Consider the following 24,609-nt stretch of genomic DNA (forward strand, 5'->3'; position numbering starts at 1 on the left):
CGGCGCGGACAGCGCGCAGAGGATCGTCACGTCGTCGGCGCCGCGGCGGGTCAGGAGCTCGACGGTGTGGCACCATCGAACCGCCGGTGGCCAGCATCGGGTCGAGCACGAACACCGGCCGGCCGACGAGGCTGTCGGGGAGCGACTCCATGTAGGGCACCGGCTGGTGGGTCGTCTCGTCGCGGGCCATGCCGAAGAAGCCCATCTGCGATGTCCGGGATCAGGTCAGCGCGGCTCGGCCATCCCCAGCGGCCCGCAGCACCGGGACCAGCACCGGCGGGACGGCGAGCCGGTGGCCGACCGTCCGCGAGACCGGGGTGTGGATCCGGTCCTCGGTGTGAGCGGCGCCGCGCGGGTGGCCTCGTAGACCAGCATCAGGGTGAGCTCGCGCAACGCCGCCCGGAAGGTGGCGTTGTCGGTGCGGGCGTCCCGCATGGTGCTGAGCCGGGCCCGCACGAGCGGGTGGTCGACGACGATCGTGTCCACGGGCGCACAGCCTACGGCGGTCCGGCCCCCGGGAGATCCCCCGTGCGGAGGCGCCCGGCCCACCGATCCGGTGCCGTCACCCGCGGCGGGCGGACCCCGCCGGCCGCGGACGCGCCGCGCATCCTGCGACGATGCCGTCCCGTGACCGGAAGGACACCGGGACGTCATCCACGAACGTTGACACTGGTTCGTGTCACGGTTCACGAAGCGTGAGAAGCAGCCGCTCACCGACGAGTGACGCCGGAACCGGCCGGATGCACCCCCTCGTCCTGCCGGGTGAGGCGGGGACACCCTCGCAGACCTTGCGTGACAGCCGATCTCCGCACCGACCCGTGATCACCAACGGTGTCCGGTCGAGCACGTCTCGTTCCCCGGATCGCGTGACCGACCGCGAGGAGTGCCACGATCAGCACACGCGGTCGCCGATCTCGCGATTCACCTGACCCGAACGGGTGGTATGGCCGAAACGGTGTCACATCGAGGGCACCGCCGACGCTGTACTAGACAACAAGGAGGTGATCCGATGCCGGAGAACACGACACTTCCGAGGAGCAGACGTTGATCGCTGCTGCCGAGAAGCTCACGCAGTGCGACGGATACGTCGTTCTGGCGGTGGACCCGCAGACGGGGAGGTGGACGCACACGGCCCGTTCGACGGGATGACGGCGACCATCAAGGCCGATCAGCTGCGCCGCGACTTCGACCGGGGTGGACTCGAGGACGTGTCCATCGGAGTGGTCCGACTGCACTCCCAGGCCTGACCCGCAGGACGTGATCCGCCGGGCCGGCGACACCCGAGGTGGTGGGACCGGCCGGCGGAAGGACGCGACGATAGGCTCGCCCCGTGGCAAGCGACATCGTCCGATCCGGCTCGCTCTCACCCGGGGCGGACGTGGTCACCCTGTGGGCTCCCCCCTGGCGCGAGGACGGCGAGGAGTGGGAAGCCTTCCTCGGCGACGACGAGCACGTGTTCGTCTTCGACGAGGTGGCCGGTCTCGCCGCGTTCGTCCGGACCGCGCCCGAGCACGACCTGGTCGACCACCCCGCGTGGTCCGCGGTCCCCGGTCTCGCGGTCGCCGAGCTGACCCCCGACGCCGTGCACCGGTACGGCCTGGTGGGTCTGCCGGAGCTGGCCGCCGCCGACCCCGACGCGGCGACCGTGCAGGAGCTGCACGAGACCGTCTCGATCGTCCGATCGCTGGCCGACGTCTGCGACCTCACCGACGTGATCGCCGCGCTCGACGGCGAGCCCACGTTCGCGCTGCTGCGCGAGGGCGAGCCGGCCTTCGCCGGCCGTGACGGGCCCGGCGCTGGACCGCGCTGTCCGAGGCGATCGCGCACGCACTGGGACGGGATCGTGGACGCCGTCGACGACCTCGTCGCCACTCCGGAGATCGACGCCGGCGCGCTGGACAAGGCGCGGGCCGAGGAGCAGGAGCTCCGCGACCGCCTCGCCGAGCAGCCCCTCGACGACGACGAGGCCCTCGAGGCCGCCGCGCTCGCCGCGGGCACCGACGACGCCGACGCCGCCGAGGACGAGCCGACCGGCTTCTGGGCCGAGGTCGGCATCGACCCGATCCGCATCGAGGTCGGCGACCGCTCCGTGGTCAGCCTGCGCTGCTACCTCGACGACAAGCCGGTCTTCCTCGGCTCCGACGGCCGGATCGACGTGTTCGACTCCGAGCGCGGCGCTGTTCCGGGCGCTGGCCGACCGGGAGCACCCCGCCGTCGCCGGGACCGACCTGACCGCGGCCGTCACCTTCGCCGAGGTGCTCGACGCGGCCGCCGTCGGCGAGCTCGACGGCGGCGTCGAGGACATGAACACCTACGTGCTGACCGGGATCGGCCCAGGACCTCGCCGACGGCGTGCTCGACCTCGACCCGGTCCAGCTCGACTGGCCTCGGAGCTGCTGACCGACGTCGGCGAGTGGGCCGGGGACCCCGAGCCCGCCGAGGCCCTCGCCGAGTCCAGCAGCCTCGGCTGGCTCGTGTCGTTCGTCGTGCGGCCGGACCCGACCCGGATGGCACCCAGCCCGCCGTTCACCCAGGAGGCGCAGGCCTGGGGCGAGCTCGTCGCCGGGCTCGAGGCCCGGCTGCGGGAGCACTAACGGGACAGGGCGTCGTACCCGGGCTTGATGACGTCCTCGATCAGCGCCAGCCGCTCGTCGAAGCCGATGAACGCCGACTTCATCGCGTTGACGGTGAACCAGCGCAGGGTGTCCCAGCCGTAGCCGAAGGTCTCGGCCAGGTCGTACATCTCGCTGGTCATCGTGCAGCCCGACATCAGCCGGTTGTCGGTGTTGACCGTGACCCGGAACCGCAGCGCGGTGAGCAGCCCGATCGGGTGCTCGGCCAGCGACGTCGCGGCCCCGGTGTGGACGTTCGACGTCGGGCACATCTCCAGCGGGATCCGGCTGTCGCGGACCCAGGCGGCCAGCCGGCCCAGGCGCGGCGGCTCGCCCTCGCGGACCTCGATGTCGTCGACGATCCGCACGCCGTGGCCGAGGCGGTCGGCGCCGCACCACACTGGATCGCCTCCCAGATCGACGGCAGCCCGAACGCCTCCCCGGCGTGGATGGTCACGTGCGCGTTCTGCTGCGGACGTACTCGAAGGCGTCGAGGTGGCGGGTGGGCGGGAAGCCCTTCTCGGCTCCGGCGATGTCCGAAGCCGACGACGCCGGCGTCGCGGTGCCGCACCGCCAGCTCGGCGATCTCCCGCGCGACCCGCGCGGCGTGCCGCATCGCGGTGAGCAGGGTGCCGATCCGGATGGTGTTGCCGGCCGCCGCGGCGCGGGCGGTGCCGATCCGGAACCGTCGAGGACGGCGGCGATGACGGTGTCGAGGTCCAGGCCGCCCTCGACGTGCAGCTCGGGGGCGAAGCGGACCTCGGCGTAGACGACGCCGTCGGCGGCCAGGTCCTCGGCGGCCTCGGCCGCCACCCGGGTCAGTGCCTCGCGGGTCTGGAGCACCGCGACGGTGTGCCCGAAGGTCTCGAGGTAGCGGACCAGCGAGCCGGAGTGGGCGGCGCCGGAGGAACCAGGCCGCGAGCTCACCGGGGTCGGTGGTGGGGAGCTTGTCGTAGCCGTACTCGCGGGCCAGGTCGATGACGGTCCCGACGCGCAGGCCGCCGTCGAGATGGTCGTGCAGGAGCACCTTGGGAGCGCGGCGGACGGTGTCGGGGGTGACCGGGGCGGGACCGGTGGGATCTGCCACTCGCGCACCGTACCGAGCGGCGTGGCGCGCGACGACCGGCGCCCGGACCTGCCATGATCGGCACTCGATCCGGGCGCGGAGACATGCCCCGGACGGCTCAACACAACACCGTCCGTCGACCCTCGTCCGGCGGTCGCTACCCTCTGGGCACTCCCCACTTGGCTCAGAGGAAGCGCAGCAGGTGCCATGAGCGACACTTCGAACCTCTCGTTCGACCGGATGCGCGGCATGCTCATGCGGGCGGCCGAGATCCGTGACAGCGAACAGCAGCAGATCTTCGACTCCCTCGACGAGATCCACGCCCGGCTGGCGGCCCTGGACGCCATCGGCACCGTGCGCAAGAAACTCACCGAGCTCCCCGACCGGACCGAGCTGAACGTCCTGGCCGAGCGCCTCGACGAGACGGTCTCCAAGCTCGACAACACCGAGATCGTGCTCGGCGCGATCACCCGGGCCATCGAGTCCCTGCCGGACAAGCTGGCCAAGCCGATCGCCCAGCTCGACGGGCGGCTGGACGGCATGGGTGGGCGCCTCGAGGGCGTCTCGGGCCGGATGGACGGCCTGGACGACCGCCTGGGCGGCCTGCACAAGCGCCTCGACGACCTCGACAACCGGCTCGACCGGCACGAGATGCGGCTCGACGCGATGCCCAACGCCGTCGCCTCCCCGATCAAGGAGCGCATCGACGGCGTCGAGCGTCAGGTGCGCGAGCAGCTCGACGCGGCCGTGCACTCCTTCGAGGAGACCGGCGAGGGCCTGCGCAACCTGCTGGGCGACACCTCGGTGGGCCTGCACCGCCGCCTGGAGGACCTGGCCCAGCGCCCGGCCGTCGACCCGACCCCCGCGTTCGACGCCCTCACCGAGCGGCTGGAGGCCCTCTCCGCCCGTCTGGAGGAGGTCGGCACGCGGCTCGACTCGGTCGAGTCCGGGCTGGACGGCAAGCTGACCGACCTGGACGGGTCGGTCAAGGAGCGGGTCGGCAAGCTCGGCGGGTCCCTCAAGGACCGCCTGGGTGAGCTCGACGGCTCGGTCACCGAGCGGCTGACGTCGCTGTCGGAGGCCGTGGACGGCCGGTTCGACGCGCTCGGCGAGAGCGTCGACGGGAAGCTCGACAAGCTCACCGGCGACGTCGACACCCGCCTCGACAAGCTGACCGGGGAGGTCGACACCCGCCTGGAGAAGCTGACGGGCGACGTCTCCACGCTCTCCGCCGGCGTCGACGACCGGCTGGCCGGCATCGACACGGTGCTGCGCGACCGGCCGGACACCGGCGCGGTCACCGACCTGGTCACCAAGGCCAACGCCGAGTCCGAGCGCCGCAACGCCAGCCAGCTCGACGAGGCCATGGCGACCTTCGCGGAGCTGATCATGGGCCGGGGTGGGCAGTACGCCCAGCAGGCCCCGCCGCCCCCGCCCCGCCCGGCCCAGCGCCGTGGGCGGGCGAAGGTCGCGGTGAAGAGCCAGAACGGTGCCTCCGCCGCCGACCTGGTCGGCGACGACCCGGACGACTGAGCCCGCGCGCCGTCCGCGCGCACGACGACCACGGCGACGCCGCGTCCCGCTCCGGGGCGCGGCGTCGCTGCGTCCGGCCCCGGCATCCCCGCCGGGCTCTTCTCTGTCCCCCGGCCTCGATCTCGGCCCCGCCCGGCACCCGGCCCCGCGCCACGGCCGTCGGCGCACCGGAGGGATGCGGCGGGGGACGTACTGGAAAGGACGCGCCGGGGACATGCCCGGGACACGCGCGCCGGGGACGACGGCGCGCCGGGGAACGGGGTGCCGCCCCCGGGTCAGCGGCGGGCGAAGCGCCGGAAGACCGCGTCCAGTTCCCGGACCCTCAGCACCCGCATCGCGACCACGGCCAGCGGCAGGGCGATCAGCGTGCCCCCGACCAGCAGCGTCCAGACCCGGGCGACGTCCGGCCAGTCCGCGAGCGCCGGGTCCACGAGCCGGGTGATCCCCCAGGCGACGACGGCCGCGGCGGCCGAGGCGAGGGCCACCCTCGCCAGGCAGGCGAGCACCTCGCCGGAGCGGGCCCGGCCGAGGCGACGACGCAGCAGCCACTGCCCGAGCACGGCGCCGCCGACGAACGAGAGCCCGTTCGCCGCAGCGAGGCCGAGCACGACCTGCTCCGGCGGGAGCAGCAGCGGGCACGCCAGCAGCAGCGGGATCTTGACCCCGACCATGCCGACCTGGATCAGGGTCGGGGTGCGGGAGTCGGTCATCGCGTAGAACACGCGCATCTGCAGCATGGTGACGGCGTAGGGCAGGAGCCCGAACGCCGACCATGCGACGGCCTGGCCGAGGCGCTCGGCCCCGGCCCCGCTGCCCGCGCCGACGGAGAACAGCGCGGTACCCAGGGCCGGGCCGAACGCCGTCATGACGGCCGCGATCGGCACGAGCCCGACGGTGGACAGGCGGGCGCCGAGCGAGAGATCGGTGACGACCTGGCCGACGTCGCCCTTCGCCGCAGCCCGGCTCATCCGCGGCATGAGCGCGGTCAGCAGCGACACGCCGAGCACGCCGTAGGGGACCTGGAGCAGCAGCCAGGCCGTGGTGTACGTGGTGACCGAGCCCGCGTCGGCTGACGTCGCGACCCGGGTGGTCACGATGTAGCCGGCCTGCCCGACCAGCACGTAGGCGACGATCCACAGGGCCATCCCGCCGGCCAGCGACAACCGTGGGTCCCAGCCCCACACCGGGCGGTAGCGGAACCCGATGCTGCGCATGAAGGGGATCAGCACCAGCGCCTGCACGACGATGCCGAGCGTCGTCCCGATGCCCAGCACCAGCAGCTTCGGGTCGCCCATCCGGACCGGGTCGACCGAGATCTCCCCCGGCACGAGGACGTAGACCACGAGCACGCCCAGCATGACGACGTTGTTGAGCACCGGCGCCCAGGCGAACGGCCCGAACACCTGTTTCGAGTTGAGGACCGCGCCGAGCAGCGCACCGATGCCGTAGAAGAAGATCTGCGGCAGCAACAGCCAGGCGAACGCGGTCGCCAGTGCGGGGTTGGCCTTACCGCTGGTGTCGGATCCGACGTACAACGCGGTGAGCAGGGGCGCGGCGAGCATCGCGAGCAGCGTCGCGACCAGCAGCGCCGCCCCGACCACGGTGAGCAGCCGCCGGGTGAACCGTTCGCCGCCGTCGGCGTCCTCGGACTGGGCGCGGACCAGCACCGGGATCATCACGCTGGTCAGGACCCCACCGAGCAGCAGCTCGTAGACGATGTTCGGCAGCGTGTTCGAGACCGTGTAGGAGTCGGTGACGACCGCGAAGCCCAGCACCGCGACCAGCGCGAGGTTCCGGACGAAGCCGGTGATCCTGCTGACCAGGCTCGCGATCGCGATCATGCCGGAGGAGCGGACGAGCGACCCGGTGCGCTCCGCGCCGCCGGACGGCGTCGAGGCGGCGGAGCCGTTCGCGGGTGTCGACGGGACCGGTGTCCCGCCCCCGGGAGCGTCCCCGGCCGACGCGGTGCCGTTCGACGACGTTCCCGGGCCCACGGCGGCGCCGTTCGGGGGCACCGGGGGCCGGCCACCCGTCGGCCCGGCGGGGGAGCTCGGGTCGGCCACCGGTCCCAGTGGGGTCGTCGGCTCCCCCGGGTCGGGGACCCGGCCGGATCCGAGCGGACGGGTCACCTCGGCGGCGCCCTCCGGAGGCGTCCGCGGGGTCCGTCGGGGGTCCGCGCCCATCACCGGTCGGGGCAGCGGCTCGTGCCGTACCACCGCGGGGTGGGGCGCCCGCTCCGCCGCTCGTCGGTCCTCACGCATCGTGGTCCATCGTGCCGGATCGGAATCGTCGTGCCGACGCCCGCCCGGTCCCGTGCCGTCCTGTGCCGTCCCGTGCCGTCCTGTGCCGTCCCGTCCTGTGCCGTCCCGTGCCGTCCTGTGCCGTCCCGTCCTGGGCCGTCGTGTGCCGTGCTGGGCCGTCACCCACCGGTGGGCGCACCCGCCCGGCGGCACGGCGCAGCCGCGGGCGTGTCGCGGCCCACGCGAGGCCGGCCGGAGGCGGGCCGGGGCAGCACCGTGCGTCGCCGCGACGCGCGGATGGCCCGGTGACCACTCCCGCACCCGCCGCCCCCGTCCGTGTCGAGCGCGACGGCGACGTCGCCGTCGTCGTCCTCGACCGTCCGCCGCTCAACCTGTTCGACGAGTCCGTCTTCGCCGGGTTCGAGCGGGCCGTGGCCGAGCTGGTCACGCTCACCGCGCCCGGCCGCGCCGACCGCGCCCGCGCCGTGCTCCTGGAGGCCCGCGGCCGCGTGGTGTCGGCCGGGGTGCAGGTGGAGGCGTTCCGCGACATCGCCGAGGGCCCCGACCCGGTCGGGGAGGGCACCGCGCTGTGGGCCCGGCTGATCCGGCTCGCCCAGACCCTGGAGGACCTGCCCGTACCGACGGTGTTCGCCGCGCACGGCCTGACCCTGACCGCCGCCTTCGAGCTGGCCCTGGCCTGCGACCTGATCGTCGCCGCCGAGCAGGCGTCGTTCGGGCTGGTCGAGATCGTCGTCGGGCTCACGCCCTCGATGGGCGGCCCGCAGCGGCTCGCCGAGCGCGCCGGCCCGACCCGGGCGAAGGAGCTGGTGTTCGGCGGTGAGCGGTATCCGGCCGCCCGACTGAAGCAGTGGGGCGTGGTCAACCGGGTGCTGCCCGACGAGGGGTTCGCCGAGGCCGCCCGGGAGTACGCGCGTCGTCTCGCCGCGGGCCCGACGGTCGCGCACGCCGCCACCAAGCAGCTCGTGTCGACCGCGGTGCGCGACGGCGTCCGCGCCGCCGACGCGGTGCTGCCCCAGGTCTCCGGGCCGCTGTTCGCGAGCGAGGACCTGCGCGGTGCGGTGGCCTCGTTCCTCGCCGACGGTCCCGGACGGGCGACCTACCGGGGTCGGTGACGTCCGCCCGGGGAGACCCGGCCGCCGTCCGGGGACCGCACGACGCCCGGTCGGGCGGGTCAGCCGCCCCGGCGGACGTCCAGCACCAGGTCCCGCTCCGGCGGCGGGTCCGCGGTGATCAGCAGCGCCGCGCCGGCGAGCAGCCGCCGGGCCGCCGGGAGCCGGTCGGCGTCGTCGGTGTGCAGCTCGGCCAGCGGTGTCCCGGCGCGGACCTCGTCGCCCGGGCCGACCAGCATCCGGACCCCGGCCCCGGCCTGCACCGGGTCCTCCTTGCGGGCGCGCCCGGCCCCGAGCTTCCAGGCCGCGGTGCCCACGGCGAGCGCGTCGGCACCGGCGAAGGTGCCGGACCGCTCGGCGACGACCGTCTCGACGTGCGCGGCCACCGGCAGCGGCGCGGACGGGTCCCCGCCCTGCGCGGCGATCATCCGCTCCCACACGTCGTGCGCGGCGCCCGAGGCGAGCACCGCGGCCGGGTCCGCGTCGGGCAGACCGGCGAGGGCGAGCATCTCGGTGGCCAGCGCGACGGTGAGCGACACGAGGTCGGCGGGCCCCCCGCCACGCAGCACCTCGACCGACTCGGCGACCTCCAGGGCGTTGCCCACGCAGCGGCCCAGCGGACGGGACATGTCGGTGAGCAGCGCGGTGGTCGGCAGGCCGTGGGCGGCGCCGATCGCGGTCATCGTGTCGGCGAGCTCCCCGGCGCGCGGCAGGGTCTTCATGAACGCCCCGGACCCGACCTTCACGTCGAGGACCAGCCCGCCGGTGCCCTCGGCGAGCTTCTTGCTCATGATCGAGCTGGCGATCAGCGGGACGGACTCGACGGTGCCGGTGACGTCGCGCAGCGCGTAGAGCCGCCGGTCGGCGGGGGCGAGCGTCGGCGTCGTCGCGCAGACGACCGCGCCGACCTCGCGCAGCTGCGCGGTGATCTCGTCGGTGGTCAGCGAGGCACGCCAGCCGGGGATGGCCTCCAGCTTGTCCAGGGTGCCGCCGGTGTGGCCGAGCCCGCGCCCGGACAGCTGCGGGACCGCGGCCCCGCAGGCCGCGACGAGCGACGCCAGCGGCAGCGTGATCTTGTCGCCGACGCCACCGGTGGAGTGCTTGTCGACCAGCGGGCGTCCGACGTCGCCGAAGTCGAGGACCTCACCGGAGTCGATCATCGCCTGGGTCCAGTGCGCGATCTCGCCGGGCTCCATGCCGTTGAGCAGGATCGCCATGGCCAGCGCGGCCATCTGCTCGTCGGCGACCTCACCGCGGGTGTAGGCGTCGACCACCCAGTCGATCTGGGCCTTCGACAGCGTGCGGCAGTCGCGCTTGGCGGCGATGACCTCGACCGCGGAGAAGCTCACGGCAGGTCCTCCGGGCCGAACGCGTCGGGCAGCACCTCGGTGAACGGCAGCACCCCGCGCGGGGTGTCGCAGAGCAGGGTGGCGCCGCCGAACTCGTGGAGCACCTGTCGGCAGCGGCCGCACGGCATGAGCAGGTCGCCGTCGCCGGAGCGGCAGGCGACCGCGAGCAGCCGTCCGCCGCCGGACAGGCGCAGCTGCCCGGCGAGGGTCACCTCGGCGCAGACGCCGAGGCCGTAGGAGGCGTTCTCGACGTTGCAGCCGGTGACCACCCGCCCGTCGTCGACGAGCGCGGCCGCGCCGACGTGCAGCCGGGAGTAGGGCGCGTAGGCCCAGGCCGCGGCCTGCACCGCGGCGGCCCGCAGGGCGTCCCAGTCCGGGACGGGCGCGTCGGGCCGCATCATGTCCGCGCCCGCTCCGGACGGTCCCCCCACCTGCCATCTAGCGTCCTTCCCCGCGCCGGTACGGCTCGCCGAGCCGGGCCGGTGGCCGTAGTCGTTGCGAGGCCGCCGCGAGCACGATCAGCGTCACCAGCTGCGGGGCGTAGGAGGCGAACTCGCTCGGCACGGTGTCGACCGACCAGTAGATCGCGTACACCAGCAGCCCCGCGACGAGCGCGACGGCGGCGGCGGTCCACATCCGGCGGATCGCCCACAGCACCGCGACGACGACCGCGACCAGCGTCGCGCCGTAGAGCAGCGCGTGCACCGCCTCGCCCCCGGCACGCAGCTGCAGGCCGTCGACGTAGCCGAACAGCGCCGAGCCGACGAGCAGCCCGGCCGGCCGCCAGTTGCCGAAGATCATCGCGGCGAGACCGATGTACCCGCGGCCGCCGACCTGGTTCTCCAGGTAGCCGAGCTGGCCGGGGTTGAGCACCAGCGCCGCGCCACCGAGACCGGCGAGCGCGCCGGAGATCGTGACGGCGACGTATTTGTGCAGCACGACGTTCACACCGAGCGACTCCGCGGCCACCGGCGACTCGCCCGCACTGCGCAGCCGCAGCCCGAACGCCGTCCGCCACAGCACGAGGTAGCTCACCGGGACCAGCGCGACGCCGATGATCAGGATCGGCGTCAGGCCGGTGACCAGCCCGGACAGCAGCCCGGCGAGGTCGGAGACGAACACCCGTTGCTGGGCCTGCAGCGCCGCGAGGCCGTCGGAGACCCCGGGGATCGAGAACTCGGTGAACCCCTGCAGCCGCGGGGACTGGCGCGGGTTCTGCGAGACCGGCGTGAACACCAGCGTGGCCAGGTACTTCGTCAGGCCCGTCCCGAGCAGGGTGATCGCGACGCCGGAGACGATGTGGTTGACGTTGAACGTCACCGTCGCGACGGCGTGCAGCAGCCCGCCGAGCGCGCCGAACACCAGCCCGCCGAGCATCGCCGCCCACGGGCCCCACTGGTAGCCGGCCCAGGCCGCGCCCCAGGTGCCGAGCACCATCATGCCCTCGAGGCCGATGTTGATGATCCCGGCGCGTTCGGCCCAGAGGCCGCCCAGGCCGGCGAGCAGGATCGGCAGCCCGAGCCGGACCGCGGCGGACGCGGTGCCGCCGGAGGTCAGCTGGGTCTGGCCGGTCAGCGTCACCGTGATCGCGAGGACCGCGACGAGCGCGGCCGCGATCAGCGCCGACCGGGCCCAGCCGGGCAGGGTCCGCGCACGTTCTCCGACCGCGGTCACGACGACACCTCCGCGGGTTGCGGTGCGGGAGCCGCGGCGGCGACCCGCCGTTGCTCGGCCCGCCGCTCGACCCGGCGGACGATCTCGTAGGCGACGACCACCGACAGCACGATCAGGCCCTGCATGATCAGCACGATCTCCCGCGGGATGCCGACGACGTCGAGCGCCACCGCGGACTTGTCCAGGAACGCCCACAGCAGTGCGCCCAGCGCGATGCCGACGGGGTGGTTGCGTCCCAGCAGCGCGATCGCGATGCCGGTGAAGCCGTAGCCCTGCGGCGAGGACAGCGTGTAGGCGTGGTCGCGCCCGAGCAGCTCGGGCAGCCCGACCAGCCCGGCGACGGCGCCGGAGAGCAGCAGCGCGACGACGATCGTGCGGCGCGCGTTCACCCCGCCGGTCGCGGCGGCCGTCGCCGACTCGCCCGAGGCGCGCAGCTCGAAGCCGAACCGGGTGCGCCCGAGCAGGAACCAGTAGCCCACGCCCAGCGCGGCGGCGACGAACACCATCCCGAAGATCTCGCCGTTGCCGACCCCGATGCCGGGGAACCAGCCCGACTCCGGGATCGGCGGGGTGGTGATGTTGTTGCCCCGCAGCTCGCCGAAGGTCTCGGCGCGGATCAGGTAGGCGATCAGCCCGGTGGCGATCGCGTTCAGCATGATCGTCGAGATGACCTCGGAGACCCCGCGGTAGGCCTTCAGCAGCGCCGGGATCGCGACCCAGGCCGCACCGGTCAGCAGCGCCACCACCATGATCAGCACGGTGTGCAGGACCGGCGGGAGCGCCACCGTCCCGCCGACGATCGCGGCGACGCAGGCGGCGACCCGGAACTGGCCCTCCACACCGATGTTGAACAGCCGCATCTGGAAGCCGATCGCGACGGCCAGCGCGGCGAGGTAGTAGACGGCGGCGGAGTTCACGGTGTCCACGACGACCGTGCCCGACCCGACCTGCCCGAGGATGGTGGTGACCGCCGTCCACGGCGACGCCCCGCTGATCACCAGCGCGACCCCGCACAGCAGGGCGGCGACCGCGATCGCCAGTACGGGCGCGACGACGGCGCCCCGCAGCCGGCTCACGTGGCTGCTCCGGTCATCTTGGTACCCAGCTCCTCGGGGGTCACGGTCGCGGGATCGGCGGTGCCGACCAGCCGCCCGCCGGAGATGACGGCGAGGGTGTCGGACAGGCCGATCAGCTCGTCCAGGTCGGCCGAGACCAGTAGCACCGCGAGCCCGGCGGCCCTGGCCCGACGCAGCTCGGCCCAGATCCCGGCCTGTGCACCCACGTCGACGCCCCGGGTCGGGTGGGCCGCGATGAGCAGCACCGGGTCACCGGACAGCTCCCGTCCGACGACGAGCTTCTGCTGGTTGCCGCCGGACAGCGCGGCGGCCATGACGTCGATGCCGGGGGGGCGGACGTCGAAGTCGCGCACGATCCGCTCGGTGTCGGTGCGCGCGGCGGCGGTGTCCAGCAGCCCGCGCCGAGCGATCGGCGGCCGGGACTGGAACCCGAGGATCCGGTTCGCCCACAGCGGCTGCTCGCCGAGCAGGGCGTGGCGCGACCGGTCCTCGGGGACGTAGCCGATGCCGGCCTCGCGGCGGGACATCGTCGACGCCGTCGAGATGTCGGTGCCGTTGAGCAGCACCCGGCCACGGGCGTGCCTGCGCATGCCCATGACCGTCTCGACGAGCTCGGTCTGGCCGTTGCCCTCGACGCCGGCGATGCCCAGCACCTCACCGGCGTGCACGACGAGGTCGACGCCGTCGAGCAGGTCGCGGCCGCCGTCCGGGCTCGGCAGCCCCAGCCCCTCGACGCGCAGCACCTCCCGGTCGGTCACGGTCGAGTCGCGGGTCTCCGGCGAGGGCAGCTCCGAGCCGACCATCATTTCCGCCAGCTCGCGGTTGGTGACGGTCCGCGGGTCCGCGGTGCCCACCGTGCGGCCGCGCCGGATCACGGTGATCCGGTCGGCGACCGCGCGGACCTCGTCGAGCTTGTGCGAGATGAACAGGAACGTGTAGCCGTCGCCCTGCATCGCGCGCACGGTCGCGAACAGCTCGTCGACCTCCTGCGGGACCAGCACCGCGGTCGGCTCGTCGAGGATCACCGTGCGGGCACCGCGGTAGAGCACCTTGAGGATCTCGATGCGCTGGCGGTCTGCGACGCCCAGGTGCTCGACGAGCGCGTCCTGCCGGGCGGCGAGCCCGACGGTCGCGGACAGCTCGGCGATCCGCGCGCGGGCCGCCTTCCCGATGCCGTGCAGGCGCTCGGCACCGAGCAGCACGTTCTCGGCGACCGTCAGGTTGTCGGCCAGCATGAAGTGCTGGTGGACCATCCCGATCCCCGCGGCGATGGCGTCGGCGGGGCTGCGGAAGTGCGTGTCCGTCCCGTCGACGACGATCGTGCCCTCGTCGGGCGTCTGCATCCCGTAGAGGATCTTCATCAGGGTCGACTTGCCGGCCCCGTTCTCGCCGCAGAGGGCGTGGACCTCACCGTGGATGACGGTGAGGTCCACGCCGTCGTTCGCGACGACGCCGGGGAACCGCTTGGTGATCCCGCGCAGTTCGACCGCGTGGCGCTCCTCGGTCACTTCGTGGACTTGACGTCGATCTGTCCGGCGATGATCGCGGCCTTGTACGCCTCGAGCTGCGGGACGATGTCGTCGACCTGACCACCGGAGGTGGAGTAGCCGACACCGTTGTTGGCGAGGTCGAACCGCGCCGGGAGCTGGGCGACGGTGTTGCCCGCGACCGCGTTGACGTAGTCGTAGACCGCCACGTCGACCCGCTTGATCATCGACGTCATGATCGTGTCGCGGACCTGGGTCAGCTGCGGCGAGTTGTACTGGTCGGAGTCGACGCCGATCGCCTTCTTCTGCGCGGTCTGCGCGGCGGCGAAGACACCCTGGTTCGACTGGCCCGCCGCGGCGAAGGAGATGTCGGCACCGCCGTCGTACTGGCCGGAGGCGATCTCGGTGGCGCGGGTGGCGTCGTTGAAGCCGGTGAAGTCACCCGCCGGGGAGATGTAGGCCGACTCGACGTCGATGCTCGGCGCGACGGCCTTGGCGCCCTGCGCGTAGCCCACGTCGAACTTCTGGATCAGCGGGTTGTCGACGCCCCCGATGAACCCGACCTTGCAGGTCGAGGTCTTCAGCGCGGCCGCGGCGCCGACCAGGAACGAACCCTGCTCCTCGGCGAAGACCAGCGGCTTGACGTTCGGCAGCTCCACCGTGTCGTCGTCGACGATGGCGAACTGGACGTCCGGGAACTCGGTCGCGACGGTCTTCACACCGGTGGCGTAGTTGAAGCCGACCGCGATGATCGGGTTGAACCCGCTCTGGGCGAGCTGGCGCAGCCGGTTGGTGCCGGCGTCCTCGCTCTCGCCCGCCTGGGCGGTCGCCTCGCGCGTGTTGGCCTTCTGCAGCCCCAGCTCGGCGACGGCGCGGTCGAGCCCGGCGGCAGCAGCGTCGTTGAACGAGGCGTCGCCGCTGCCGCCAATGTCGTAGGCGAGCCCGACCTTCAGCCGGCTCGCGTCCGCCTTCGGGGCCTCCGGCGCCGGCTGGGCCGACGCGGCCGGGACCGACGGCGGCGCGACGCGCTCGCACTCCCCGGCCTGGGCCCCGCCGCCCCCGCCGGTGTCGCGCGCGCAGCCCGCGAGCGTGAGTGCCGCCGCGGCCACGAGCGCGATCGCGGTCGCGTACCGGCCCCTGCCTCCGATGCGCTGGTTGATCCGCACGAGGTGTCCTCCCCCTCCGGCGCCACCGGTCGGCGGCGCGTGTCCGGACGGGACCGTAACTGCTGGACAACGGTTTCGGCAGAACTCGAAACACGGCCGTGACGCGGAATCGTCGAGCGGTTGACGGACGGTACCGTCCGCGCACCCGGACGATCTTGTACCGGGAGGTGACCGCTGTCGTCGAGGAGGACCGATGGATCGCGCGGAACGTACGGTGCAGGCGCCGCCGGAGCGGGTGTGGGAGCTGGTCTCCGACATCACCCGGGCGGGTGAGTGGAGCCCGGAGGCCACCGGGGGGCGGTGGCGGGGCGACGCGACCGGGCCCGCGGTGGGCGCGCGGTTCACCGGCGGCAACCGGCACGGCCGGATCCGCTGGTCGACGCACTGCCGGGTCACCGAGTGCGAGCCGCCGCACCGGTTCACCTTCGTCGTGACCGAGTCGCGGACGGCCTGGGGCTGGATCCTGGAGCCTGCGGGCGACGGGGCGACGACCGTCGTCGCCTGGCGGGAGAAGGTCGGCGAGGCGGCGCTGCCGGTGCGGCTGCTGCAGCGCAGCGGGATCCTGGGCCGGGACCGCGAGACCCTGATGCGCGACGGGCTGGAGCGCAGCCTGGACCGGGTCAAGGAGATCGTCGAGCAGTGACCGCTGGCCACTGAGCACTGGGCTGGGCACTGAGCTGGGCACGGGGCTGGGCACTGAGCTGGGCACGGGGCTGGGCACGGGGCTGGGCGCTGGGCTGGGCGCTGGGCACGACCGGCGGCCGGGCATGATCGCCAGGAGTGGAGCGCGGGACGCAGTGCACTCGCCGGGGCGCTCCACTCCTGGCGATCATCGTCCGGGGGCCGCGGCGCGCAGTGCCGGTCCCCGGCGGTCCGGTGCGACGACGCACGGCGGTGGGCCATGCTGCACCGGTGACCGCCTCCCCAGGACGTGCATGCCGTGCCACGCCGCTCGCGCTCCTCGTGGTGGTGCCGCTGCTCGTGGTGCTGACGCTGCTCGGACACCCCGGGACCGCGGCCGCCGCCTCCGGGACCGCGGCGACCCCGAGCGGGGTGCCCGGCGCCGCGCCGGTCACCGCGACCGCAGGATGTCCGGGCCAGGACGCCCCGCCCGGCCCGCCCGCACGGGAGGAGACGGTGCCGGTCGCCCCGCTGCCCGTGCCGTCGCCGGCGGTCGGCGGGCTCGACGGCTGCGGTGACGCCCACGCCGGGTCGGTGCCGCCCCCGCCCGTGGGGGTGGCGTCCTACGTGGTCGCCGATCTCGACTCCGGTGCCGTGCTCGCCGCCCGGGCCCCGCACGCGCGGGAACGTCCGGCGTCGACGATCAAGCTGTTGCTCGCGTTGGTCGTCGACGAGCGGCTGCCGATGGACCGGGTGGTCGTGGGCACCACCGAGGATGCGAACGTCGACGGCAGCCGGGCCGGGATCGGCCCCGGCGGGCGCTACACCGTCGACCAGCTGCTGCACGGGCTGCTGCTGTCCTCGGGCAACGACGCCGCGAACGCCCTGGCCCGCGAGCTGGGCGGCGTCCCGGCGACGCTGGCCGCGATGCGCGAGGAGGCCGCCGGCCTGGGTGCGCTCGACACCCGCCCCGCGACGCCGGCCGGTCTCGACGGCCCGGGGATGTCCTCCTCGGCCTACGACCTGAGAGCGTGTTTGGAAATTCTAGTGGGTTGAGGGTGTCGTGTGTTTCTGCTGGCGGGTGGCGGGGTATCCACGGGCGATGCGGCGGGTGATGGTGTTGATCGCGGCCCAGCGGATCATGGCTTCGGATGTGGTGGGGTGGCGTTCGTAGTCTCGGGCCAGGCGTCGGTGTGCGGTGAGCCAGGCCAGGGTCCGTTCGACCACCCACCTTCGTGGGAGGACGGTGAATCCGCGCTGCTCGGGTGGCTTGCGGATGATCTCGATCGTTGTCTGCAGGATCGTGGCGGCCCAGTCGAGCAGTCGCCCGGCGAAGCCGGCGTCGGCGTAGACGAACCGCACCCTGGTGCGCAGGTAGAGGTTGAGCAGGATCGGCTTGGCGCCGTCGCGGTCCTGTACCGAGGCCGAGCACACCATCGTGGTCAGCAGCAGACCGAGGGTGTCGGTCACGATGAACCGTTTCCGTCCGCCTGTCTTCTTCCCGGCGTCGTAGCCGCGGGAGTCCTGGCCGACGGTGTCGGCGCCCTTGACCGACTGGGAATCGATGATCCCCGCACTCGGCTCCGGATCACGGCCCTCGGCGATACGTAACTGCCCCCGCACGACCGGGAGGATCTTCTCGGTGACCTTCTGCTGTTCCCACTGGTTGAAGTACCAGTAGACGGTCTGCCAGGGCGGGAAGTCCACCGGCAACGCCCGCCAGGCACACCCGGTCCGCACGACATACAAGATCGCGTCCAGCACGTCCCGACGAGCATGAGCAACAGGCCGCCCCCGCCGCGCGAGCGGCGGTAACAACGGCTCGATCACCACCCACTGGGCATCACTGGTGTCCGAGGGGTACCGGCGCGGTCGTTCCTGCATGCCGACCACGATGGAGCACCCCAGCCGTGTCGACCATCCCGACACACCCACCATTTCCAAACACGCTCTGAGCCTGCTGCTGCGCGCCGCGCTGGAGCGGCCGCGGATCGCGGCCGCGCTGACCACCCGGAACATCCCCTTCCCCGGGTTCGCCGACAAGCCCGGCTTCCTGCTCGGCAACGACGACCGGCTGCTCGGCACCCCCGGCTTCCTCGGCGGGAAGAACGGCTTCACCGACGCCGCCCGGCACACCTTCGTCGGCGCGATGGAGCGCGACGGGCGACGCCTGGTCGTCGCCGTGGTGCGCGGCGAGCAACGGCCGGTGCGGATGGTCGACCAGGCCCGGGCCCTGCTGGACTGGGGCTTCGGCGCCCCGGCCGCCGGGATCGGGACGCTGGTCGAGCCCGGCGCCACCGGTTCCGCCGACGGCTCGGGCACGACCCCCGGCGCCGCGGCCCCCGCCGGCGCCGCCGACGGCACGACATCGGCGTCCGGAGGCGCGGACGGGGCGACGGGGCGCACCGACGAGGCGACGACCGACGCCCCGGATCCCGCGGGCGCCCCGCCGGTTCCGGCCGCGGTGCTGGTCGGCGGGATCGCCGCGCTCGCCGGCGTCGGGGCGCTGGTGGCCGCGCGGCTGCGCCGGCGTCGTTGACCCGGTCCCGGACGCCTATCGTGCGGACGCACGGACCACACCGGCGGCCTGGGGACTCTCCTCCACGCACCGTTCACCGGCTGGACGTTCATCGGGACCCGCTCGGGATTCCACTACCGATCGCCCCGGCACCCCGGGGCCGGGCGCGGGACGCGGGGGCGCCTGGTGCGTAGTCGCTTACCGGGTAAGCGAGTTCGTGGGGCCCCGTCCCCACAGCCCCGCGGACGACCCGCACGACGGCCGCCGTGCCGCAGGCGGCGCCGTGCCTGGGCCGGCGCCGCACCCGGTCAGCGCCGCACCCGGTCAGCGCCGCGCCTGGGCCAGCGCCGCACCCAGTGAGCGCCGCGCCCGGTCGGCGCAGCACCTGGTCGGCGCACCCGGTCAGCGCCCTACCTGGTCAGCGCGCCCTACCTGATCAGCGCCCTACCCGGTCAGCGCCGTCGGCGCCCCAGGGCCCGCAGGCCGAGCGCTCCACCGATCAGACCCGCGGTCAGCAGGCCCGCCGAGGCCAGCGCGCCCGGACCGTCGCGGACGACGTACTGCGGCCGGATGATCGCCGGGGCGGGCAGGTCGCGGGGACCCTGGTCGTTCTCCTCGGCGCTGGCGGCCCAGGCGGTGACGAACAGCAGGAACCGGGAGGTGAAGAAGATGAAGATGAGCAGACCGAGGATCGACCCGAACGCGGCCCCGGCCGGCGAGGCGCCGATGGTCGCGAGGTAGACGACCATGACGCGCTGCAGGATGGCGAACCCGATCGCGCCGAGCAGCGCCGCCTTCACCGCGCTGCGCAGGGTGACGGGCTCGCGCGGGAGCCGCGCGATCACCCACAGGAAGACCAGCCAGTTCCCGCCGATGCCGACCAGGAACGACAGGACGCTGAGCAGGAACCGGGCCCAGCCCACGTCACCGAGACCGACCAGGCCGAGCAGCGACGAGCCGAGTGCCCCGGTCACCGAGGCGATCGCGAAGGACGCCACCAGGGCGAGCCCCAGACCGACCAGGGCGAGCAGGTCGAACGCGAGCCGCTTGATCATCGGTGGAGCTTCGTCGCGCTGACCCCACTGCTCGGTCAGCGCCTCGCGCAGGTTGCTCATCCAGCCGATGCCGGAGTACAGCGCACCGATCAGACCGACCGCGCCGATCGCGCCAGCGCGGTTGATCGCGGTGTCGACGACCTGCCCGAGCGTCTGGCCGAGGTCGCCGGGAGCGGCGCTGGTGATGCCGTCCCGCAGCTGCGCCACCAGATCCGGGTTCCCCCGCAGCACGAAACCGGCGATCGCGAAGCCCACCATCAGCAGCGGCACCAGCGCCAGGATCGAGAAGTAGGTGATCGCCGCGGCGTAGTGGTCGCCGTGGTTCTCGGTGTAGCGCTCCCCCGCCCGCACCAGGTGGTCCAGCCACGGATGTTTCTCCCGCTGGCGGTCGAGGAAGGTGTCGGTCTCCTCCTCGTCGGTCTCCAGCCGGTGCGCGATCGTGGCGGCGCGGTTCTCGGCCATCATTCCCCCGGTTCGGTGGTACTCCCCGCCCCGGGCGCGCGGCTCAGACGGGCGGGAGGAACCCGATCCTCTCGTGAACCGCGGCCAGTGTCGCGCCGGACACCTCACGCGCACGGGTGGCACCGCGGGCGAGCACCCGGTCGAGTTCGGCCGGGTCGGCCAGGTAGCCGTTCACCTTCTCCGCGAACGGCTCCGCGAACGCGGCGACGATCTCGCCCAGGTCCTTCTTCAGGTCGCCGTAGCCGCGGCCGACGTACTCGGCCTCGACCTCGGCGACCTTCCGGTCGGTCATCGCCGCGTTGATGGTGAGCAGGTTCGCGATGCCCGGCTTGTTCTCCGGGTCGAAGCGGATCTCGCGCTCGTTGTCGGTGACCGCGGAGCGGATCTTCTTCGCCGAGGTCCGCGGCGGGTCGAGGAGCTCGACGATCCCGCTGGGCGACGACGCCGACTTGCTCATCTTCGCCGTCGGGTCCTGCAGGTCGTAGATCTTCGCCGTGGCCTGCGGGATGTGGGGCTCGGGCACCCGGAACGTCTCGCCGAACCGGTGGTTGAACCGCTGCGCGAGGTTGCGGGTCAGCTCCAGGTGCTGGCGCTGGTCCTCGCCGACCGGGACGCGTTCGGCCTGGTAGAGCAGGATGTCCGCGGCCTGCAGGATCGGGTAGGTGAACAGCCCGACCGTCGCCCGGTCGGTGCCTGCTTGGCGGACTTGTCCTTGAACTGGGTCATCCGGCCGGCCTCGCCGAAGCCGGTGATGCACTCCAGGATCCAGGACAGCCGCGCGTGCTCCGGGACGTGCGACTGCACGAACAGCGTGCAGCGGTCCGGGTCGAGCCCCAGCCCGAGGAGCTGCGCGGCCGCGACCCGGGTCCGCCGGGCCAGCTCGGCCGGGTCGTGCTCCACCGTGATCGCGTGCAGGTCCACGACGCAGTAGAACGCCTCGTGGTCGTCCTGCAGGGCCACCCACTGCCGCAGCGCACCCAGGTAGTTGCCGAGGTGGAACGAGTCGGCCGTGGGCTGGATCCCGGACAGCACCCGGGGACGGTGGGCGTCGTTCATGCCCGCCATCGTTCCCTACCGTCGGTCATCTCGGGCGCACCGGGGACACCGGGGACACGGAGTCCCTGGCGAACGCCCGCCCGCACTGCTCGCAGTCCAGCCGCACACGGAGCGGCTGCCCGCAGGCCCGGTGGCGGATCGTGAAGTCGATCGGGGCGCCGTCCGCGCCGCACCAGCGGTGCGACCACTCGACCAGGCAGGCGTGGATCGGGAAGCAGGCGCGTCCCTTGTCGGTGAGGCGGTACTCGCCGTCGCCGCTGCGGCTGAGCACCCCGAGCCCGACGAAGCGGCGCAACCGGTCCGACAGCACCTCCGGGGAGATCGCCAGCTCGTGGGCGAAGCAGCTGAACGCCCGGACACCGGTGAGTGCGGCGCCGATGACCGCGGCGCCCCACCGATCGCCGATGATCTCCATGGCGCCGGGGAGGAACGAGAGCGGGTCGGCGGGCAGCGTGCCGCGGGTGCGCCGCGGGTGCCGGCGGGCCAGCACCTCCAGCCCCGGCGCCCACGGCTCGCGCTCGACCTCGGTGTCCCGCGGGCCGACCTCGCCGCCGCAGGTAGCGCAGCACACCCGCACCCGGGTGGGGCGCCCGCAGTCGCGGTGCACGATCTCGGGCAGCGGGACCTCGCGCGGGACCCAGGTCTTCTCCCAGTCCCAGGTGCAGATCAGCAGCTTCCAGATGTCCCCGCCGCGCTCGGTGAGGACGTAGCCACGGCGCTCACGGCCGCCGTCGGCGTAGCTGCAGGTCTCGAGCAGGCCCGCCTCGACGAGCCCGCGCAGCCGCGCCGACAACGTCGCGTCGGAGATGTTGAGGGTCTCCCGCCACCCCGCGTACCGGCTGACCCCGAGGAACGCACGCTGGAGGATCAGCAGCGTCCAGGTGTCGGCGAGCAGGCCGAGACCGCGCCCGACGGCGCCCAGCTGCTGCGGCCGCACCCGCTCGCCTCCCTTGACCCCGGACTGCGCAAGATCGTACCGTTGTCTCACTCTGCCGATCGAAGTCGCACCCGGGTGTGTGACCGTCGGCGGGGTGGGCCGGATCCGGGGGGGTCGGCCCACCGGCCGGGGCGGACGTCCTGCGGCAGCGCGGTGAGGGGGCTGCGTCAGCTGCGGGGCGTCGTCCCGGTCAGCACGTCACCCGTTCTCCGGCTCTCCCGGCCGTTCTCCCGCTCCGGCTCCTCGGGCTGCGGGGCGGCCTCGTCCCCCACCGCCTCGACCGTCACCGCCTCGACGCTCACGACGCCCTTGTCGAGGTCGATCGGGCCCAGCCGCCACTGCTGCCCGCCCTGCGCGGCGTCCGAGTCCTCGTGCATCCGCTTCCGCGGGAACATCTCTCCGAGCACACCCATGCCGCCACCGTACGGCGATCGGCGGCCGGGCCGGTCCCGCGCGGCCGGGGGCGGCGCGGGACCGGCCGGGCTCGAACCAGGCCCGGGCCGGGGTCAGGCCGGGGTCAGCGGCAGCATCCGCGGCCCGGCGCCCGACGCCGGGGTGAGCACGCGGGGCTCGCCGCGGTAGGTCGTCGTCCGCTGCCGGACCGGGCGACCGGCCGCCGCGGCGATCGCGGTGAGCTCGGCGACCGAGCGCTCGGAGCCGTTCTCCGAGCCGGCCATCCGGGAGATCGTCTCCTCCATCAGCGTGCCGCCCATGTCGTCGGCGCCCCCGGCCAGGATGTCCGCGGCGAGGTCGTCGCCGAGCTTCACCCAGGAGCACTGGACGTGGTCGATCCGTCCGTGCAGCGCGAGCCGGGCGAACGCGTGCACCGCCCGGTTGTCGCGCTCCGTCGGACCCGGTCGGGCGATCCCGGCCAGGTAGATCGGGGCGTTGTGGTGCACGAACGGCAGCGGCACGAACTCCGTGAACCCTCCGGTGCGGTCCTGGATCGACGCCAGGGTGCGCAGGTGCCCGAGCCAGTGCCGGGGCTCGTCGACGTGGCCGTACATCATCGTCGAGCTGCTCGGGATCCCCAGCTCGTGTGCGGTCGAGACGACCTCGATCCACTGCGACGCCGGCAGCTTGCCCTTGGTCAGGACCCAGCGGACCTCGTCGTCGAGGATCTCGGCGGCGGTGCCCGGGATCGAGCCGAGCCCGGCGGCCTTCAGCTCGGTCAGCCACTCCCGGATCGACACGCCGGCCTTCGCGGCGGCGGAGACGATCTCCATCGGGGAGAACGCGTGCACGTGCATCCCGGGCACGGCCTCGGTGACCGCGCGGACCAGGTCGGCGTAGAACGACACCGGCAGCTGTGGGTCGATGCCGCCCTGCACACAGACCTCGGTGGCGCCGTCGCGCGGGCGGCCTCGGCGGCGCGCTGGGCGACCTCGTCGAGCGAGAGCCGGAAGGCGTCGGCGTCGCGCTCGCGCTGGGCGAAGGCGCAGAACCGGCAGCCGACGTAGCAGACGTTCGAGAAGTTGATGTTCCGGTTGACCACGTAGGTGACGTCGTCCCCGTTGACCTGCCGGCGCACGTCGTCGGCGAGGTCGAGCAGGGTGCGCAGCGCGGGCCCGTCGGCGGTCAGCACGGCCATCGCCGCGTCGGCGTGCGCCGGGTCGAGCAGCGCAGCCGGGTCGGACGCGGCCAGGTCCAGACCGGCCCGGACGTCGGAGTCGAGCCGCTCCGGCGCCGCCCCGTGCCCGGCGCGCTGGTGCTCCAGCTCGGCGGCCACCCTCGTTCCAGTCGCCGTAGACGTCACCGAAGTCGCTGCGTCGGTCCTCGGTGCGCCCGGTGGTGTCGATCGTGGAGTTCAGGTCGGTGCGCCCGGTCGAGGCGAACCCGCCGTCGGGCTCCTGCCACGCCCGCCCCTCCACGACGGCGTCGGGCCGGGCGAGCCCGTCCGGTCCGGACAGCGCGGCGACGTGGCCGTGCAGCCGCGCGTCGATCCACGGCGACCCGGCCCGCACGTACTTCGGGTAGGCGGTGAGCCGCTCCCGCAGCGTGAAGCCCTCGGCCGCGGTGATCGCGGCCAGCTCGTCGACGGCCGGCCACGGCATCTCCGGGGACACGTGGTCCACCGTCACCGGGGAGACACCGCCCAGTCGTCGATCCCGGCGCGCAGCATCAGCGCCTGCTCGTCGCCGACGAGGTTCGGCGGGGCCTGCAGCCGCACCTTCGGGCCGAGCACCAGCCGGGCGACGGCGATCGTCGCGGCGAGGTCGTGCAGGTCGGCGTCGGGGTCGTTCGCCATCGCGGTGTCCGGCTTCGCCCGGAAGTTCTGGACGATCACCTCCTGCACGTGTCCGTGCGCGCGGGCCGCCGAGCGGATCGCGAACAGCGACTCGGCCCGCTCGGTGCGGTTCTCCCCGATGCCGATCAGGATGCCGGTGGTGAACGGGACACGACGACGCGCCGGCGTCGGTGAGGGCCCGCAGCCGGACCGCGGGCTCCTTGTGGGGAGGTCGGGCTGCCGAAGTGCGGGCGCCCTTCTCGAACAGCCGCTGCGAGGTCGTCTCCAGCATCATCCCCATGCTGGCCGCAACCGGCTTGAGCCGGGTCAGCTCCTCCCAGCTCATGACGCCCGGGTTGAGGTGCGGCAGCAGCCCGGTCTCCTCCAGGACGGCGATCGC

Annotated in this window: 21 protein-coding genes and 4 pseudogenes; 7 read left to right on the forward strand and 18 right to left on the reverse strand. The window is 73.6% G+C overall.

Annotated features, from left to right (window positions below):
• Both KPL57_RS67020 and KPL57_RS70030 read right to left on the reverse strand, forming a co-directional pair.
• A partial coding sequence (locus KPL57_RS67020) for a uracil phosphoribosyltransferase (protein WP_308252965.1) occupies positions 1–205 on the reverse strand: 205 nt, incomplete at its 3' end.
• Positions 206–225: 20 nt separating this feature from the next.
• Entirely contained in the window at positions 226–486 is a 261-nt protein-coding gene (locus tag KPL57_RS70030; protein WP_308252966.1) for a uracil phosphoribosyltransferase, read from the reverse strand.
• A gap of 632 nt (positions 487–1,118) precedes the next feature.
• Here KPL57_RS70030 and KPL57_RS67030 point away from each other — a divergent pair.
• Entirely contained in the window at positions 1,119–1,247 is a 129-nt protein-coding gene (locus KPL57_RS67030) for a hypothetical protein (RefSeq protein ID WP_264198406.1), read from the forward strand.
• 116 nt (positions 1,248–1,363) lie between these two features.
• Here KPL57_RS67030 and KPL57_RS70035 read toward each other — a convergent pair whose 3' ends face one another.
• Positions 1,364–2,245 (reverse strand): hypothetical protein, encoded by an 882-nt coding sequence (locus KPL57_RS70035; protein WP_308252967.1) that lies wholly within the window; start codon positions 2,243–2,245, stop codon positions 1,364–1,366.
• A gap of 10 nt (positions 2,246–2,255) precedes the next feature.
• On the opposite strand from KPL57_RS70035, the gene KPL57_RS70040 reads away from it, so the two are divergent.
• Positions 2,256–2,594 (forward strand): hypothetical protein, encoded by a 339-nt coding sequence (locus tag KPL57_RS70040; protein WP_308252968.1) that lies wholly within the window; start codon positions 2,256–2,258, stop codon positions 2,592–2,594.
• Here the strand turns inward: KPL57_RS70040 and KPL57_RS67035 are convergent.
• The gene (locus KPL57_RS67035; RefSeq protein WP_308252969.1) at positions 2,591–3,013 is read right to left on the reverse strand and encodes a hypothetical protein; all 423 of its coding nucleotides are present in this window, start codon (positions 3,011–3,013) and stop codon (positions 2,591–2,593) included. The two genes, KPL57_RS70040 and KPL57_RS67035, sit on opposite strands and share 4 nt — an antisense overlap.
• A gap of 52 nt (positions 3,014–3,065) precedes the next feature.
• Positions 3,066–3,539, reverse strand: a complete 474-nt coding sequence (locus KPL57_RS67040) for a hypothetical protein (RefSeq protein WP_308252970.1) — start codon at positions 3,537–3,539, stop codon at positions 3,066–3,068.
• Positions 3,540–3,885: 346 nt separating this feature from the next.
• Here KPL57_RS67040 and KPL57_RS22455 point away from each other — a divergent pair, with 346 nt between their 5' ends.
• On the forward strand, positions 3,886–5,211 hold the full coding sequence (locus tag KPL57_RS22455) for a hypothetical protein (protein WP_075310268.1): 1,326 nt from the start codon (positions 3,886–3,888) through the stop codon (positions 5,209–5,211).
• 275 nt (positions 5,212–5,486) lie between these two features.
• Here KPL57_RS22455 and murJ read toward each other — a convergent pair whose 3' ends face one another.
• Entirely contained in the window at positions 5,487–7,472 is a 1,986-nt protein-coding gene (gene murJ, locus KPL57_RS22460) for a murein biosynthesis integral membrane protein MurJ (protein WP_226353062.1), read from the reverse strand.
• Between the two features lie 284 nt (positions 7,473–7,756).
• On the opposite strand from murJ, the gene KPL57_RS22465 reads away from it, so the two are divergent.
• Entirely contained in the window at positions 7,757–8,584 is an 828-nt protein-coding gene (locus KPL57_RS22465) for an enoyl-CoA hydratase/isomerase family protein (RefSeq protein WP_226353063.1), read from the forward strand.
• Between the two features lie 59 nt (positions 8,585–8,643).
• Here the strand turns inward: KPL57_RS22465 and KPL57_RS22470 are convergent, their stop codons facing one another.
• From KPL57_RS22470 to KPL57_RS22495, 6 genes and pseudogenes are all read right to left on the reverse strand, one after another.
• Positions 8,644–9,930, reverse strand: a complete 1,287-nt coding sequence (locus KPL57_RS22470; RefSeq protein ID WP_226353064.1) for a thymidine phosphorylase — start codon at positions 9,928–9,930, stop codon at positions 8,644–8,646.
• Positions 9,927–10,328 (reverse strand): cytidine deaminase, encoded by a 402-nt coding sequence (locus tag KPL57_RS22475; protein ID WP_060714343.1) that lies wholly within the window; start codon positions 10,326–10,328, stop codon positions 9,927–9,929. Before KPL57_RS22475 ends, KPL57_RS22470 begins: the two co-directional genes overlap by 4 nt.
• A gap of 40 nt (positions 10,329–10,368) precedes the next feature.
• Entirely contained in the window at positions 10,369–11,604 is a 1,236-nt protein-coding gene (locus KPL57_RS22480) for an ABC transporter permease (RefSeq protein ID WP_075333875.1), read from the reverse strand.
• Positions 11,601–12,680, reverse strand: coding sequence for an ABC transporter permease (locus KPL57_RS22485; RefSeq protein ID WP_020627201.1), 1,080 nt, complete (start codon positions 12,678–12,680; stop codon positions 11,601–11,603). Before KPL57_RS22485 ends, KPL57_RS22480 begins: the two co-directional genes overlap by 4 nt.
• A pseudogene (locus KPL57_RS22490) lies at positions 12,677–14,273 on the reverse strand (ABC transporter ATP-binding protein). Before KPL57_RS22490 ends, KPL57_RS22485 begins: the two are co-directional and overlap by 4 nt.
• The gene (locus KPL57_RS22495; protein ID WP_226353065.1) at positions 14,185–15,333 is read right to left on the reverse strand and encodes a BMP family protein; all 1,149 of its coding nucleotides are present in this window, start codon (positions 15,331–15,333) and stop codon (positions 14,185–14,187) included. The pseudogene KPL57_RS22490 and the gene KPL57_RS22495 overlap by 89 nt, the downstream one beginning before the upstream one ends.
• A 193-nt stretch (positions 15,334–15,526) precedes the next feature.
• On the opposite strand from KPL57_RS22495, the gene KPL57_RS22500 reads away from it, so the two are divergent.
• Positions 15,527–15,976, forward strand: coding sequence for an SRPBCC family protein (locus KPL57_RS22500; protein ID WP_075333876.1), 450 nt, complete (start codon positions 15,527–15,529; stop codon positions 15,974–15,976).
• 269 nt (positions 15,977–16,245) lie between these two features.
• Positions 16,246–17,010, forward strand: a complete 765-nt coding sequence (locus KPL57_RS22505; RefSeq protein ID WP_226353066.1) for a D-alanyl-D-alanine carboxypeptidase family protein — start codon at positions 16,246–16,248, stop codon at positions 17,008–17,010.
• Here the strand turns inward: KPL57_RS22505 and KPL57_RS22510 are convergent.
• Positions 16,971–17,892: pseudogene (locus KPL57_RS22510) on the reverse strand (IS5 family transposase). The gene KPL57_RS22505 and the pseudogene KPL57_RS22510 sit on opposite strands and share 40 nt — an antisense overlap.
• On the opposite strand from KPL57_RS22510, the gene KPL57_RS22515 reads away from it, so the two are divergent.
• Entirely contained in the window at positions 17,837–18,493 is a 657-nt protein-coding gene (locus tag KPL57_RS22515; protein WP_226353068.1) for a hypothetical protein, read from the forward strand. The pseudogene KPL57_RS22510 and the gene KPL57_RS22515 overlap by 56 nt on opposite strands.
• A 431-nt stretch (positions 18,494–18,924) precedes the next feature.
• Here KPL57_RS22515 and yhjD read toward each other — a convergent pair whose 3' ends face one another.
• The 5 genes and pseudogenes from yhjD to KPL57_RS22540 form a co-directional block, all read right to left on the reverse strand.
• Complete coding sequence (gene yhjD, locus KPL57_RS22520) at positions 18,925–19,989, reverse strand: inner membrane protein YhjD (RefSeq protein ID WP_082375722.1); 1,065 nt, start codon at positions 19,987–19,989, stop codon at positions 18,925–18,927.
• A gap of 43 nt (positions 19,990–20,032) precedes the next feature.
• Positions 20,033–21,045, reverse strand: a pseudogene (gene trpS, locus KPL57_RS22525) (tryptophan--tRNA ligase).
• A gap of 25 nt (positions 21,046–21,070) precedes the next feature.
• Positions 21,071–21,982, reverse strand: a complete 912-nt coding sequence (locus tag KPL57_RS22530) for a helix-turn-helix domain-containing protein (protein WP_226353069.1) — start codon at positions 21,980–21,982, stop codon at positions 21,071–21,073.
• 167 nt (positions 21,983–22,149) lie between these two features.
• Entirely contained in the window at positions 22,150–22,395 is a 246-nt protein-coding gene (locus tag KPL57_RS22535) for a hypothetical protein (protein ID WP_226353070.1), read from the reverse strand.
• Between the two features lie 93 nt (positions 22,396–22,488).
• Positions 22,489–24,609, reverse strand: a pseudogene (locus KPL57_RS22540) (bifunctional FO biosynthesis protein CofGH); the annotation flags it as partial.

This window comes from Pseudonocardia sp. ICBG601, assembly GCF_020496245.1.

Coding starts and splice junctions, on each gene's coding strand:
- KPL57_RS22455 (WP_075310268.1), top strand. CDS start 3,886: ATGAGCGACACTTCGAACCTCTCGTTCGACCGGATGCGCGGCATGCTC.
- murJ (WP_226353062.1), bottom strand. CDS start 7,472: ATGCGTGAGGACCGACGAGCGGCGGAGCGGGCGCCCCACCCCGCGGTG.
- KPL57_RS22475 (WP_060714343.1), bottom strand. CDS start 10,328: ATGCGGCCCGACGCGCCCGTCCCGGACTGGGACGCCCTGCGGGCCGCC.
- KPL57_RS22500 (WP_075333876.1), top strand. CDS start 15,527: ATGGATCGCGCGGAACGTACGGTGCAGGCGCCGCCGGAGCGGGTGTGG.
- KPL57_RS22515 (WP_226353068.1), top strand. CDS start 17,837: ATGCCGACCACGATGGAGCACCCCAGCCGTGTCGACCATCCCGACACA.
- yhjD (WP_082375722.1), bottom strand. CDS start 19,989: ATGGCCGAGAACCGCGCCGCCACGATCGCGCACCGGCTGGAGACCGAC.
- KPL57_RS22535 (WP_226353070.1), bottom strand. CDS start 22,395: ATGGGTGTGCTCGGAGAGATGTTCCCGCGGAAGCGGATGCACGAGGAC.